The 13,558-nt window shown below is 60.9% G+C and carries 14 protein-coding genes and 1 riboswitch; of the genes, 3 read left to right on the forward strand and 11 right to left on the reverse strand.

The window, feature by feature from the left end; genetic code table 11:
- Positions 1 to 71 precede the first annotated feature (71 nt).
- Positions 72 to 953, forward strand: a complete 882-nt coding sequence (gene sppA / locus GS_RS06145; protein ID WP_010941890.1) for a signal peptide peptidase SppA — start codon at positions 72 to 74, stop codon at positions 951 to 953.
- Positions 954 to 1,034: 81 nt separating this feature from the next.
- Here sppA and GS_RS06150 read toward each other — a convergent pair whose 3' ends face one another.
- The 11 genes from GS_RS06150 to GS_RS06200 all read right to left on the reverse strand — a co-directional run bounded on the left by GS_RS06150 (position 1,035) and on the right by GS_RS06200 (position 11,371).
- Complete coding sequence (locus GS_RS06150; RefSeq protein ID WP_010941891.1) at positions 1,035 to 1,781, reverse strand: hypothetical protein; 747 nt, start codon at positions 1,779 to 1,781, stop codon at positions 1,035 to 1,037.
- A 65-nt stretch (positions 1,782 to 1,846) separates the two neighbouring features.
- Positions 1,847 to 2,971 (reverse strand): class II glutamine amidotransferase, encoded by a 1,125-nt coding sequence (locus GS_RS06155; protein ID WP_010941892.1) that lies wholly within the window; start codon positions 2,969 to 2,971, stop codon positions 1,847 to 1,849.
- 47 nt (positions 2,972 to 3,018) lie between these two features.
- Positions 3,019 to 4,329 carry an NAD(P)/FAD-dependent oxidoreductase gene (locus tag GS_RS06160; RefSeq protein WP_010941893.1) on the reverse strand — a complete coding sequence of 437 codons (1,311 nt, stop codon included), beginning with the start codon at positions 4,327 to 4,329 and terminating at the stop codon, positions 3,019 to 3,021.
- Positions 4,326 to 4,775, reverse strand: coding sequence for a 4Fe-4S dicluster domain-containing protein (locus tag GS_RS06165; RefSeq protein ID WP_010941894.1), 450 nt, complete (start codon positions 4,773 to 4,775; stop codon positions 4,326 to 4,328). The genes GS_RS06160 and GS_RS06165 overlap by 4 nt, the downstream gene beginning before the upstream one ends.
- Before the next feature lie 4 nt (positions 4,776 to 4,779).
- A complete protein-coding gene (locus tag GS_RS06170; RefSeq protein ID WP_010941895.1) occupies positions 4,780 to 6,309 on the reverse strand; it encodes a glutamate synthase-related protein in 1,530 nt (509 codons plus the stop codon).
- Positions 6,310 to 6,617: 308 nt separating this feature from the next.
- Positions 6,618 to 7,616 (reverse strand): PilZ-like domain-containing protein, encoded by a 999-nt coding sequence (locus GS_RS06175; protein ID WP_010941896.1) that lies wholly within the window; start codon positions 7,614 to 7,616, stop codon positions 6,618 to 6,620.
- A complete protein-coding gene (locus GS_RS06180; protein ID WP_010941897.1) occupies positions 7,613 to 7,816 on the reverse strand; it encodes a DUF1858 domain-containing protein in 204 nt (67 codons plus the stop codon). The genes GS_RS06175 and GS_RS06180 overlap by 4 nt, the downstream gene beginning before the upstream one ends.
- A gap of 167 nt (positions 7,817 to 7,983) precedes the next feature.
- Positions 7,984 to 9,183, reverse strand: a complete 1,200-nt coding sequence (locus tag GS_RS06185) for a pyridoxal phosphate-dependent aminotransferase (protein WP_010941898.1) — start codon at positions 9,181 to 9,183, stop codon at positions 7,984 to 7,986.
- A 41-nt stretch (positions 9,184 to 9,224) separates the two neighbouring features.
- On the reverse strand, positions 9,225 to 9,719 hold the full coding sequence (gene coaD, locus GS_RS06190; protein WP_010941899.1) for a pantetheine-phosphate adenylyltransferase: 495 nt from the start codon (positions 9,717 to 9,719) through the stop codon (positions 9,225 to 9,227).
- A gap of 6 nt (positions 9,720 to 9,725) precedes the next feature.
- Positions 9,726 to 10,289: a 16S rRNA (guanine(966)-N(2))-methyltransferase RsmD gene (rsmD, locus tag GS_RS06195; protein ID WP_010941900.1), complete on the reverse strand. Its 564-nt coding sequence runs from the start codon at positions 10,287 to 10,289 to the stop codon at positions 9,726 to 9,728.
- The gene (locus GS_RS06200; protein ID WP_010941901.1) at positions 10,277 to 11,371 is read right to left on the reverse strand and encodes a class II fructose-bisphosphate aldolase; all 1,095 of its coding nucleotides are present in this window, start codon (positions 11,369 to 11,371) and stop codon (positions 10,277 to 10,279) included. Before GS_RS06200 ends, rsmD begins: the two co-directional genes overlap by 13 nt.
- A gap of 157 nt (positions 11,372 to 11,528) precedes the next feature.
- Here GS_RS06200 and GS_RS06205 point away from each other — a divergent pair, with 157 nt between their 5' ends.
- Positions 11,529 to 12,686, forward strand: a complete 1,158-nt coding sequence (locus GS_RS06205; RefSeq protein ID WP_010941902.1) for a deoxyguanosinetriphosphate triphosphohydrolase — start codon at positions 11,529 to 11,531, stop codon at positions 12,684 to 12,686.
- 84 nt (positions 12,687 to 12,770) lie between these two features.
- Positions 12,771 to 12,846, forward strand: a riboswitch (cyclic di-GMP riboswitch).
- 90 nt (positions 12,847 to 12,936) lie between these two features.
- On the forward strand, positions 12,937 to 13,503 hold the full coding sequence (locus GS_RS06210; protein ID WP_010941903.1) for a hypothetical protein: 567 nt from the start codon (positions 12,937 to 12,939) through the stop codon (positions 13,501 to 13,503).
- The last annotated feature ends 55 nt before the right edge of the window (positions 13,504 to 13,558 follow it).

Raw genomic sequence — 13,558 nt, forward strand, 5'->3', positions numbered from 1 at the left:
AAGCGCTTACGCAGTGATCCCGGCAACCGACGCCAGTTTCTCCGGCTCGGTGCTGGCCCGACGGACCATTCATGACCAGGAAACATGTTCTTATCGCCGGGGTAACCCTGGTTGCATTGATCATCCTCTTTACCTTTTCGGTGCAGATGGCGCGGATTCTCATGGGAGATATGACGGCCGCAACCATCGGCGACGGGATTGGCTATGCGGAGGTGAAGGGGCCCATCATCGATTCCCAGGAAACCGTCAAACAGCTCGACGACCTTCGCAAGAAGAGCAGCGTCAAGGCAGTAGTGCTGAGGGTCGAGTCGCCGGGCGGGGTCATTGGCCCGTCCCAGGAGATATACGCCGCGGTCAAGCGGTTGGCCGCCACCAAGAAGGTTGTTGTTTCCATGGGGAGCGTGGCGGCCTCGGGCGGCTACCACGTCGCCGTGCCCGCTGCCGTGATCTATGCCAATCCGGGGACCATCACCGGCAGCATTGGCGTACTCATGAAGCTCTCGAATATCGAAGGGCTCATGGACAAGGTGGGCCTCAAGGCATTTACCCTCAAGAGCGGCAAGTTCAAGGATTCCGGCTCTCCCGTGCGGAAGCTCACCGAGGAGGAGCGGGCCGTTCTTCAGGGGGTCATCGACAACCTTCACGATCAGTTCGTACGTGCTGTGGCGGAGGGAAGACAGCTGCCGGTCGAGGAGGTGCGCCGGCTTGCCGACGGCAGGGTCTACACCGGTGAGCAGGCCCTTCGTCTCAAGCTCGTGGACCGGCTCGGCACGCTGCACGATGCCGTAATGGAGGCAGGGCGTCTGGCTGGAATCGAGGGAGAGCCGACCCTGATCATCCCCCCGAAAAAACGCAAGCTGCTGCGGGACATGCTCTTCGGCGAAGTGGCCGAGGCGGTACGCGGGTCGGTGCGCAAGGAGGAGGGACTCAGCTTCAGCTACGAACTGGAGTGAGTCGTCTCTCTCTGATTTCATAAAAAAAGGGATGCCGCCATCGGGCGACGTCCCTTTTTCGTTTCCGGGTGAATTGCTGCGTCAGCGCGGCATGGGGCAGTAGAGGTTGCCGTAGGGGCGTCTGCTCTTGGGCAGGACTTTCACGAACTCTTCCGCCATCACTTCGCTGAAGTCGATGCCGAAGTCCGCACAGTAGTCCTTCAGGTAGCGCTCCAGTTCGGCACGGTCGCCATCGGTCAGTTCAAAGACCCCGACCTCGCCGGAGAGCTTCGACTCGTCCACGCCGCCCCGCACGAAGATCGTTCCGCCGTGCATGCCGGTGCCGAACCGGAAGCCGTGTTTCGGCTTTTCCGGGTCATCCGTGAACATGCCGAGCAGTACCAGTACCCCGCCTGCCATGTACTCGCCGAAGAAGTCACCCGCCTTGCCACCGGCAATGAGCACGGGCTTGTTCTCGTTGTAGGATTTCATGTGGATGCCTACCCGGTAGCCCACGTCTTTGCGGATGTGGACCCGTCCGCCGCGCATGCCGTAGCCCAGGACGTCGCCCGCGTGGCCGTGCACGATGACTTTGCCCGCATTCATGGTGTTGCCGATGTTGTCCTGGCCGTTGTCGTTGACAACCACGGTGGCGCCGTTCATGAACGCTGCCAGGTCGTTGCCGGGAACGCCGTTGATGATGATTTTTACCGGCTTGTTGATCCCGTCGCCGATGAAATACTGCCCGTTCACGTTGTCGAGCACGATCTCCGATGCTCCGGCCGCCACCGCCTCGCGTACTTTCTGGTTCAGATCCCGGTAGTAAAGACCCTGTGCGTTAATGTTCATAATACAAACCTCTCCTGAAGGGGCAGGCTCGGAGCAATGGATATCCGGTTCCTGGTCCCGATGGTTTAGATGACGCCCGGCTGCATCTTGACGATCACCGGTTCACCGCCGCGGGGTGACCATACCTTGTCTGGTGCCGGGCAGATCTCACGGATTGCAGCCTCTTCGGATGCCATGTACACGAAGTCGTCCTTGGTGGCGCAGACCAGCGGCCGCAGCTTGACCCGGTCATTGAGGCCGATGAGCCCTTCGTTGCTGGCGAAGAGGATGGCAAAGGGGCCATTGAGAAGCGCGCTGCCGTAAACCTGGCGGATGGCGGTGAGAAGCTGGCGCTCGTCGTCGGGAAGCCCGTCGATCATGTCCCAGAAGGGGGCGGCCATGGCAAGGCTTGCAAGTTCGGGTGTCAGGCCGTGCTTGCGGATCAGAAGGTCGAGGGTGTAGGCGACGACCTCGGTGTCGGTCAGCATGGTGCAGACGTATCCATACATCTCCAGGTAGCGCTTGTTGATGCCGTAGGACGAGATTTCGCCGTTATGGACGATGGACCAGTCGAGCAGCGTGAAGGGGTGGGCGCCGCCCCACCAGCCCGGGGTGTTGGTCGGGAACCGGTTATGGGCGGTCCATATATACCCCGTGTACTCTTCGAGGCGGAAGAAGTCGGCGATCTCTTCGGGGTAGCCGACGCCCTTGAATGCCCCCATGTTCTTGCCCGAGGAAACCACAAAGGCGCCTTCGATTTCGTTGTTGATCGCCATTACGTGGCGCACGACCACGTCTTCGTCGGTCATGTTCTGGTAGTCGATGGCCTCGCGGTATTCAGGCGTCTCCAAGGGCTTCACGAAGTAGCGCTTGAACAGGGGAGGATGGACTATGGCCGGGGTGCGGCGGGTGGGAATCTCCTCGTAGTGCTCCACAAAGAAGTGGCGCTCCAGGTATTCCTCGGTCAGCTGCAAGGCCATGCCGTTCTCGTACATGAGATGGAAGGCGAAGAACTCCTTGAAGTCCGGGTAGATGCCGTAGGCGGCGAATCCCCCGCCGAGGCCGTTGCCCCGGTCGTGCATCAGGGAGATCGACTTGATGATCACGCTTCCCTCCACGAGGTTTCCCGCCGTGGATATGAAGCCGGTCAGGCCGCAGTTGGAGATGTCCTTCTGGAAGTTATGCGTCGGTTTCCGCGTTGTCTGTATCATTGTTCGAACCTCGGTCTGGTCGTCGAATCGTGTGAGCTGCCGGTCCTTCAGTGCCCCACCGCCACGGCCGGTCTGCCGGTTTCCGTCACCTTGCCGGCCGGTGCGAAAAGGGCGGTCCGGATATCCTTCGGCAGGTTGGCAAAGCCGAAGTCAGGCGCGAGCAACTGGTCCTTGAAGGGGACAACGGCGATCTTCTCCCGGATGAGTCCCGAGAAAATTCCGGCCCGGTCCACTGCACCCACGAGGACCGCACCCGCCAGCAGCCCGTCCTTGATGACGATCTTGCGGTACTGGTAGTTTTCCAGGTCCTGGTAGGTGAGGATTTCGTACTCTTTGGGTTCCGCCGGATTGGTGATCCCCATGGAAATGGTCGATACCTTGAAGAGCTCGATGGAGTTCATGGCCAGGCCCCCTTCGTAGGCCTTGGTGCCGCCGGCCATGCTCACCCCGGCGATGTCGCCCTGGATGTACGCATCGGGCCAGATGGGCATGGGGTTCTTGACGCCGGAGAAGAAGTCCTTGGCTTCAGCCACGTCGCCCGCGGCATAAATGCCTTCGACCGAAGTCTCCATCCGGTCGTCGACCACGATGCCGCGGTTCACCTCAACCCCGCTTCCCTTGAGGAAGCCGCAGGCGGGGCGCACCCCGATGGCCACGATAATCGTATCGCAGGGGATAAAATCGCCGGAGCGGAGCGTTACGCCGGTAATCTCGGCCCCTTCCCCCTCGATCCGGACGACCGTATCTTCAGTGATGACGTCGATGCCGTTGGCCTTCATCTTCTTGGCTACCACGCGCCCGGCAGGGCGGTCGAAGGCGGCGGAGAGAATCCGGTCGGCCAGTTCCACGATGGTAATCTGCTTGCCGATCAGGTGGAGCCCTTCGGCGGCCTTGAGGCCGATGAGGCCGCCTCCGATAACCACCACACGGCCGATGTCGGACGCTATTCCCTTGAGCTTGGCCGCGTCGTCCCAGGTGGTGAAGGTGAAGATCCGGTCCTTGTCGGCCATTCCCTCGATGGGGGGGATGAAGGGGTCGCCGCCGGTGGCGACCAGGAGCCGGTCATAGCCGATGGTGTCCCCGCCGGCGATCCGCACTTGGCGGGCGGCGGTGTCGATACCCGTCACTTCCGAGTTGAGCAGCAGGTTGACGCGGTTCTTTTCGTAAAAGTCCTCGGGGAGGTACGCCATCCGCTTTTCCGAGACAAGCCCTCCCAGGAGGTAGGAGATGAGTGGGCGGCCATAGGCGTTGTGGCGCTCGCGGGAGATGACGGTTATATTCCCCTGTTGGTCGATGCTCCTGATGCCCCGGATGGCTCCTACGGCAGCCACCGAGTTGCCGATGATCACGTAGTTCATTTCTGGCTCCCCTCCTTGTAGACAAGCGCCCGATTGGGGCAGGCGTCGACGCAGGCCGGAGACATGCGGTCCGGGCAGAGGTCGCACTTGTTCGCCTTCTTTTTCTTCAGGTTCCGCTGGATGGCACCGTAGGGGCAGGCCATGACGCAGGACCAGCAGCCCACGCACTGCTCGGTGTCGATCCGGACCACGCCCTGGTCGTTCTTCTGGATGGCACCGGAGATGCAGGCCCGCAGACAGTCGGGCTCGTCGCAATGGCGGCAGGTGGTGGAGAAGGAGACGATGCCGCCGTCGATCTCCTCCACGGTGCAGCGGGCAATGGGGCGTTCGGGCTCGTGCAGGTAGGCTCGCACGGGATCCTTGGATGCCGAATGTTCGGTGATGCAGCCGACCTCACACAGGTGACAGCCGATGCAGGCGTCTTCAATCATGTAGATACGTTTCATGGGGCTATTCTCCAGCCGGCATGACGCCGAGAATGTTCATGTCTTTTTCGCCCAGGCCCACGGCCCGCAGCTTGTAGCGGTTGCCACGGAGGGATTCCAGGGCGTTGAGGCCCATGCCGCCGAGGATTTCCTTCATTTCGTGGCCCCAGGCGTGGACCAGGTTCACCAGCCGCTCGGCCCCCAGCTCGGGATTGAGCCGCTTGGCCAGGTAGGGGTTGTTGGTTGTGATGCCCCAGGGGCATTTGCCGGTGTAACAGCGCTGGCACAGGGTGCAGCCCAGGGCCAGCAGGGTCGAGGTGCCCAGGTTGATGGCATCGGCGCCGAGAGCGATGGCCTTGATGGCGTCGCCGGAGGAACGGACGCCGCCCCCCACCACGATGGCAACCTGGTTGCGGATCCCTTCGTCGCGCAGCCGGGCGTCCACCGATGCCAGGGCTAGTTCCATGGGAAGTCCCACGTTGTCGCGGATGACCTGGGGAGCCGCGCCGGTCCCCCCCCTGAAGCCGTCAATGGTGATGATGTCGGCCCCGGCCCGGGCAACGCCGGAGGCAATGGCCGCCACGTGGTGGACCGCCGCAATCTTGACCGACACCGGTTTCTCGTAGTTGGTCGCCTCCTTGAGGGCGAAGATGAGCTGGCGGAGATCCTCAATGGAGTAGATGTCGTGGTGGGGCGCCGGCGAGATGGCGTCGGAACCCACCGGGATCATCCGGGTCTCGGAAATCTGGTCGTTGACCTTCTCCCCGGGCAAATGGCCGCCGATGCCCGGCTTGGCGCCTTGGCCAACCTTGATCTCGATGGCGACGCCGGCGTTGAGATACTGCTCGCTTACGCCGAAGCGGCCCGAGGCCACCTGGACCATGACATTGGCGCCGTACCGGTAGAGGTCTTTGTGAAGCCCCCCCTCGCCGGTGTTGTAGAGGGTGCCCAACTCGCTGGCAGCCATGGCCATGGCCCTGTGGGCGTTAAGATTCAAGGCGCCGTAGCTCATGGCCGAGAAGATGAAGGGGTATTCCATCCTAATCTGTGGCGTCAGCTTCGTGGCGAGCTTCGGCTTGCCGGTTTGCTCATCGCGGACGATCTCAATGGAGTGGGGCTTCTTGCCCAGGTAGGTCCGCAGTTCCATGGGTTCCCTGAGAGGGTCGATGGACGGGTTGGTGACCTGGGAGGCGTCCAGCAGCAGGTGGTCCCAGTAAATGGGGTACTTGGCGGGGTTGCCCATGGCGGCCAGGAGAATGCCGCCGGTGTCGGCCTGAGCGTAAAGGTTGCGGATGTGGCCGTTGGACCAGGACTCGTTCCGCTTGAAGACCTCTTCATTGGAGCGGATCGTGATGGCACCAGTGGGACAGAGGGCCGAACAGCGGCGGCACCCGATGCAGAGTGTGTGATCCTCGGTGAGGGTGTCGATGGCCTCGGCGTAAGAATGGACCTCGTAGGCGCACTGGCGGATACAGACCTTGCAGCGGATGCATTTTGCGTCGCTGCGGTCGACAATGAACTCGTTGAACGACTCGGTTACGGATTTATAGAGCACCTTGGGACCTCCTGGCTTCGGGTCGCGTACGTTGTCAGAGTACACACGTTGATGGTGTTCTGGTCTTTAGCAAAGGCTGTGCCTGTTTTTGGTGCGAGGGGGGGTGCGAGGGGGGTGTGTTGTTATGTTGTTGATTTAATTGCGGATAATATGGGGTTGGTCAGCCGTCTGGGGTGGGCTGTTGTGTGGATGATTGGACGATGTTCAGGAAGTGTGGTGTGGCGGTGTAGTAAAGGTAAGCTGGTGAGTTGGTGGTGTACTTAGCGTGTGCCGGCATTGTCGTGACTCATGCCGGTCCGGATGAAGCGCTATCGCCAGGGGACAATGTGGCGGTATTTTTTGATTTCCCGCTCGTATGTCTGCTCAATCTCGCCTTTTTTGCCGTTGATGCGCGAGATGATCAGGACAACCACGGCAACGATGATGAGCGTGACGACGATGATGCCCACGATGATACGGCGGAGGCGTCTGTGGCGTGAGTATTCGGCGTACTCCAGTTCGGTAACGCTCACGTTCCCTCCGCGCATGATGCGCAGATGCTCCAGCTGGGCGGCCGAAACGAATCCCACCACCATGTCCCGGTCCCGTTCATCGATGCAGAGAAAGCGGAGCGCCGTGCTGAACAGGGGGGGCTCCCCCGCCTTGTGCCGCAGCGCAGCCACATGGACCACCTGGCAGACGACCGGCACTACGCGGAGTTTGTCCTGGGAGAGGAACAACTCCATATCCACCAGCGTATCCACGGAGAGTTCCTCGGTGATCCTGATCCTGATGCCTGATCCGCTGATGTTTGCCGCCAGGGGCGGCGGTTGAGACAATTCTTCCTCCCGTGGCGGTTCCTGGGGAGGGGTAGTGAGAGATGCGCCCTGTGCTTCCACCGTTGTTGGGGGGGGGTAGCGGCGAGCCCGCCATCGCTGTCGGATTTCATGGTCGGAGAGACCGCGGGGGACGGAGTAGCGGAGCGGAATATAGGCATCGATGCGATAGTATTCCCGCAATTCGTCGGGAATGACTTCGCCGATTAGCCGTACGGTCAGCCGGGCATCGCCGTGCTCTTCGACGATGATGGCGCGGCAGCAATAGCCGTAGCCTCCCTTGCCGAGCCTGAGATCGAGGATGGTGCCGGTGCGGGCACTTACGTTCTCGGGCAGGCTGTCCCGGGAGAGCTGCAGTACCAGCAAGTCCCCATCAAAAAGGGTTACGACGCCCCATTCCCTGAACGAGACGTTCTGGGCGCGAGGAAAACGTACTTCGATCCGCTGGTCGAGGTCGAAGTATTTATAGTAGTTGAATAGTTCGTCGCTCATTCCGTGCCGGAGCCGATGTGCTCGTTCAACTCGCTGAGCAGCTGCTCGATATTGACCTTGTGGACCCCCGCTCCATGCTCCAGTTCCTCGTAGTCTGCAATCTGGCATTCATTGCAGTCGAGTCCATACTTGACGAACACCGTAAGCGTCCGGGGATGTTTCCTGATGATGTCCCCAATGATCATGTCTTTGGTAATCATCACGCCTCCCTTGTCACCTGTCCTCCCGGTACTCATCGGCACCGGGGGGGAATCTCTTTAGCCCGCTTCACGTTCGTACAATAAAAAAGGCGAGGATGGAGCTGTCATCCTCGCCTTTTTTCCAACAATAGCAGGGTTGCGCTCCGACGCAACACCGGTGTGAATCCTTACTTGAGATTGCCTATCGCTTCCTCGATCCGATCGAGTCCCTTCTTGATGGTCTCCAGGCTTGTGGCGTAGGAGAGGCGGGCGTAGCGGTCGTCCCCGAATGCGATGCCGGGAACCAACGCCACTTTGGCGTCTTCAAGCAGATAAGCGGCAAAGTCGGAAGAATTCTCAATCTTCTTGCCGGCCGGGGTGGTCTTGCCGTACACGCCGGAGAAGTTGGGGAAGGCATAGAAGGCACCGGTGGACTTGAAGCAGGTGACCCCCGGAATGGCATTGAGCCGGTCGACGATGTAGGTGCGGCGTTTTTCGAATTCCTTGACCATCTCGGCCACGGGCTCCTGGGGTCCGTTCAGTGCCTCTACGGAGGCCTTCTGGGCGATGGAGGTGGCATTGGAGGTGGACTGGGACTGCATCTTGGTCATGGCGGCCATGAGCGCCTTGGGGCCGCAGGCGTAGCCGATCCGCCAGCCGGTCATGGAGTAAGCTTTGGAGACGCCGTTTACGATGATGGTACGGTCCTTGAGCTCCGGGCAGGCCATGGGGATATTGCAGAACTCGAGCCCGTCATAGAGGAGCTTCTCGTAGATGTCGTCGGAAACCACATAGACGTGGGGGTGCTTGAGCAGCACCGCGGCCAGCGCCTTCAGCTCATCCTTGGTGTAGGTGGAGCCGGTCGGGTTGCAGGGGGAGTTGAGGATCACGTAGACGGTCCGGGGGGTGATGGCTTTTTCCAGCTGCTCGGCCGTGATCTTGAACCCGGTGGACTCGTCGGTCATGATGAACACCGGCGTGCCGCCGGCCAGCACGATCTGGTCCGGGTAGGAGACCCAGTAGGGACCAGGGATGATGACTTCGTCTCCCTCCTGGATCAGGGCCTGGGAGATGTTGTAGAGGGTGTGCTTGGCGCCGCAGGCGACGGAAATCTCGTCGCGGGTGTACTCCAGCCCGTGATCGCGCTTCATTTTGGCGATGATGGCATCTTTCAGATCATCGGCGCCGCCCACCGGCATGTATTTGGTGAAACCTGCGTCGATGGCTTTCTTGCCGGCTTCCTTGATGTTGGCCGGGGTGTCGAAATCGGGCTCGCCGGCACCGAAGCCGACAACGTCGATGCCCTGAGCCTTCAGTGCCTTTGCCTTGGCATCGATGGACAGGGTGGGGGAAGGCTGGATCTTGTTGACGCGGTCTGCAAGTTTCATTGTACCCTCCTTGGGGGTGATGGAAATGTCCGAATGGGACACTAACGATCTGGTCCTGCGAATTTGTCCCTGAGCGCCTGGCGGACCAGCGGCGGCACCAGTCCGTCGATGGGGCCGTTCAGGGAGCTCACCTCCTTCACGATGGAGGAGGAAAGATAGCCGTAGGGAACCGAGGTCATCATGAAGAGGGTCTCCACATCCTGGGAGATGCTTCGGTTCATCTGGGCGATCTGGAACTCGTACTCGAAGTCGGAAATGGCCCGCAGGCCCCGGATAATGACCGTTGCCTTCTGGGAGAGGACGTAATCTATCAGAAGGCCGTCGAAAGTGTCAACCCTGGCCCTGACGTTGTCGGCCAGCACCCGCTGGATCATGTCGACCCGCTCGTCGGTGGTGAACAGGGCCGATTTGGCCGAGTTGCGGGCCACCGCAACGATGACTTGGTCGAATATCCTGAGTGCGCGGTCGATGATGTCCAGGTGACCGTAGGTGATCGGGTCGAATGAGCCGGGGTAGACGGCAATCTTGGTCGGCATGGGCGTTCAGTTCCTTTTCCGGAAGAATGAGAGGGCGGTATCGCCGTAGATCCGCCGGTCAACCAAGTGGAGCGGTTCCATGAGGTCGGGTAGTACCTCGTCCACGGCGGACTCGACGACGATGATCGTCTCTTCTGCGATCAGGGGCGACCCTGCCAGGCGCCCCAGGACCTTGTCAGCCAAGCCGAGCCGGTAGGGCGGGTCGAGCATCACGAGCCGGAAGGAGGCTCCCTCCCGCTCAAGGTAATCAATGGCGGTCAGGGCATCCCTGGCGATGATGCGGGCCCGGTCGCCGAAGCCGAGTTCATCAAGGTTGCGCCGGATCACGGCCACCGATTCCCGGTGACTGTCCACGAACACCGCTTCGCTGCAACCGCGGCTCAATGCTTCAATTCCCAGGTTCCCGGTCCCGGCGAACAGGTCCAGAACGCGTACCTCTTCGAAGCCCTCCATTCCTGAATGAAGAATGTTGAAGAGAGCCTCCTTGATCCGGTCGGCCGTGGGGCGTACCCGGTTGCCGCGGGGTGCGGCCAGGCGACGGCCCCGGGCGCTTCCGCCTACGACCCGCACTGGTCCTGTCCGATGAGGGGGGCGATGCGCGAGGCGCTACCCCTGGCGTGGAAGGCCAGCAGGAATTCCTTGGCCTCCCGGTAGGCCATGTCGTGGATGAGCCGGGCGTTCGCCTCGGGAATGGCGTCGATGTCAGCTTTGAAGATCCGGGTCGCGAACTTGATGTCCCGACCGTTTTCCTTGGCCCAGCGCCGCATGGCGTCCATCAGGTCCAGGGGAAGCCCGGCATGGGCCACGTTCTGCCAGAGGGTGCCGATATTTCCTTTTCTGATGCCGTAGTCGGCCAGCTTTCCCACGAGCTTGAGGGGGGTACCGGTGATGCCGTGCTGCACCAATCCGTCCAGGCCAAAGCGCAAGGCCGTCTGGTGGATTTCGCTGGTTCGCTTGAGGTCAATCCGTACAATCTGGCCGTCCAGGTAGTTTCCCCGCTTGGAGCCGTTGTCGATGGCGAGGAGTTGGGGGTAGACGCCCTGTTCCGCCAGGGCAGAAAGGAATTCCGCCGTTTCGCTCGCAGTGGTCAGATTCGACTCGGTGCCGACGGGGGTCACCTCGCCAAGTTCCACCTCCAGGCCGTACCCCCGCTCCATAACGGCACGGCACAGGTCGACGGTGATGCGGATGTTGTCCGGCAAGGGATTGAACGAGGCATCAACGGCAAAGGAGGTGTAGCCCGCTTCCAGTTGGGCGGCCATGAGGGCGCGGGCTTCTTCCAGTTCCTGCGATCCGGTGTTCTGGACGGTGGTATGGTCGCCGTGGATGATGAAGGGTTTGGTAAAGCCACACCGTTCGGCATAGTCCACCACGGTCTCGAAGAAAACCGCCGGCGTCTGGCCCGTGTAACCGCCGTCGACGCCACCCTCGGTGCGCGTAAGCTCGAAGGCTACCACGGCATCCAGCTCTTCCGCAGCCTGCATGATGCCGGGGATCACATGTTTGATGCGTGTGTTGCAGGCCATGAGGATCGTGTGTTCATTTCTCAGAGCCCTGAAAATATCGCGACCGTTGAGCAGGCATACGGACGACCGGTTGCCGAGTTTTTTGCGGATATGATCCGGCACGAGGTCAAGAAGAGGAGTATTCATATCTATCCGGGTAACGGCTTGTGTATACACATGTAAAATCTTAAAAAAGGCTTAAAAATTTAACATGATGCGTAATGTCTAGTCAAGGGATGTTTTTGTTGTTGACACCCATGGTACGCCCCATTAGAGTTTTTTCGTTCAAACGGGAGGTGTCCATATGGTCGAAGAAGAGGGGATGCGATCCCTGGAGCGGGCTGATCTGGCCGGCTATGCGGCTCGCAGTTGCCGTTCGCGGGGGCGGATGCACCCGGAAGAGTTCCGGGACGACCGCCCCGCCTTCGAGCGGGACCGGGACAGGATCATCCACTGTGCGGCGTTCAGGAGGCTGGAGTACAAAACTCAGGTCTTCGTGAACCATGAGGGGGACTACTACCGCACCCGGTTGACCCACTCCCTGGAGGTGGCCCAGATCGGCAAGGCCATTGCCCGTCGACTCGCCCTGAACGAGGAACTGACCGAGGCTCTGGCCCTGGCCCACGACCTGGGACACACCCCCTTCGGGCACACGGGCGAGGAGGTGCTGAACCGTCTGATGGAAGGCTTCGGCGGCTTCGAGCACAATCTTCAGTCGTTCAGGGTGGTGGACCAGTTGGAGGAGCGGTACCCCGGCTTCAACGGGCTCAACCTTTCCTGGGAAGTGCTGGAAGGGATCATCAAGCATTCATCGCCCTACGACCGGCCGACCGGTCTGATCGAGGGATTCCTGCCCGGCGTGGTGCCGACCATCGAAGCTCAGATCATCAACTTCGCCGATGAGATAGCCTACAACAATCACGATATCGACGACGGTCTCAAGTCGGGTTACATTACGATTGAGCAACTCAACGGGGTTGACCTCTGGCGTGAGGTTTGGGAGAGGATCGATACCGCCCATCCCGGCCTGGATCGGGAGCGGAAGAAGTTCCAGACCATAAGCGCGCTGATCGGTCTCCTCATCAGGGACCTGATTACTGCCACCGAGGCGAATCTGCGTGCTTACGGCGTCTCCACCCTTGACGACGTGCGGCGGGTCAACCGCCCCCTGGTGACCTTCTCGTCCGCCATGGAGGAGCGGAACCGTTCCCTTAAGCGGTTCCTGTTCACAAACCTGTACCGGCACCACAAGGTGGAGCGGATGCGGGTCAAGGCGGAGCGCTATCTGACGCAGCTGTTCGAGAGTTACGTGAAGCACCCGACGCTGCTCCCCCGCAAGTACCAGCAGAAGATGGATACGCTGGGACGCGAGCGCGTGGTCTGCGACTACATCGCCGGCATGACCGACCGCTTCGCCCTTGATGAGTTCAAGCGTTTGTTCGAGCCTTACGAGCGCGTCTGAGCGTGCCGGATGTGGATGCGGAGACACGACGCTTGACGGGAGCGCACCTTCTGGTGCATAGAAGATAGATAAAAGCAGTTCGATAGACGATAAGACTAAACCACCCGCGAGGGTGGGGCGGAAAGCCCACGGGTCTCTCTGAGACAGCCGGGATGCCGAAATGTCGATACGATGTTTCCGTCCCGTTTTTTTGTGCCTGCGTGCTGCCGGTCGGGACGGCAAGACCCCTCTGTTCCGAAAGGAGATCGTCATGAAGAGAGCAGTCCTCGCGTTGTCCCTGGCCTTGACGGCCGTACCCTGCTTCGCCGCATCCGATGTCGGTTTCGACGTCAACATCAATGTCGGCAACCGACCCCAGGTGGTGGTCCCGGCCCCGCCGCCGGTGGTCGTTCCCGGCCCGCCCGTGGCCATCGCCGAGCCGCCGGTCTTTCTCGTGCCCCGCTCCCTCGGGTTTTACGTGGCCGTGGGTGTTCCCTATGATCTGTTCTATCTCTCCGGCAGCTACTATCTCTGGTCAGGCGATGTGTGGTACCGGTCGAGCCACTACAACGGTCCCTGGGGTGTCGTCAAGTACAAGAACCTTCCTCCCGGCCTGCGCAAGCACAAACTGGATCGAATCCGCTACCACCGCGACGGAGAGTACCGCGTCTACGAGGTGGAACGTGACCATTACCGGGGCAGGCATTTCCGGCCCGGCAAGGAATCGAAGCGGGAGCGCAAGATGGACCACGAGCGCTGGAAGGAAGAGCGCAGGAGAGACAAGGACGGTCGCAGGGATCACGGCGGCAAGGGCCGGGGGCGGGGGCACGACGACTAGTGGCCTCACGTGCAGCGTTCGGGACCGCAACCGTTCCGGCTCCCGGGCCGTTCTG

The sequence above is a fragment of the Geobacter sulfurreducens PCA genome, assembly GCF_000007985.2.
GTDB classification, from domain to species: Bacteria; Desulfobacterota; Desulfuromonadia; order Geobacterales; family Geobacteraceae; genus Geobacter; species Geobacter sulfurreducens.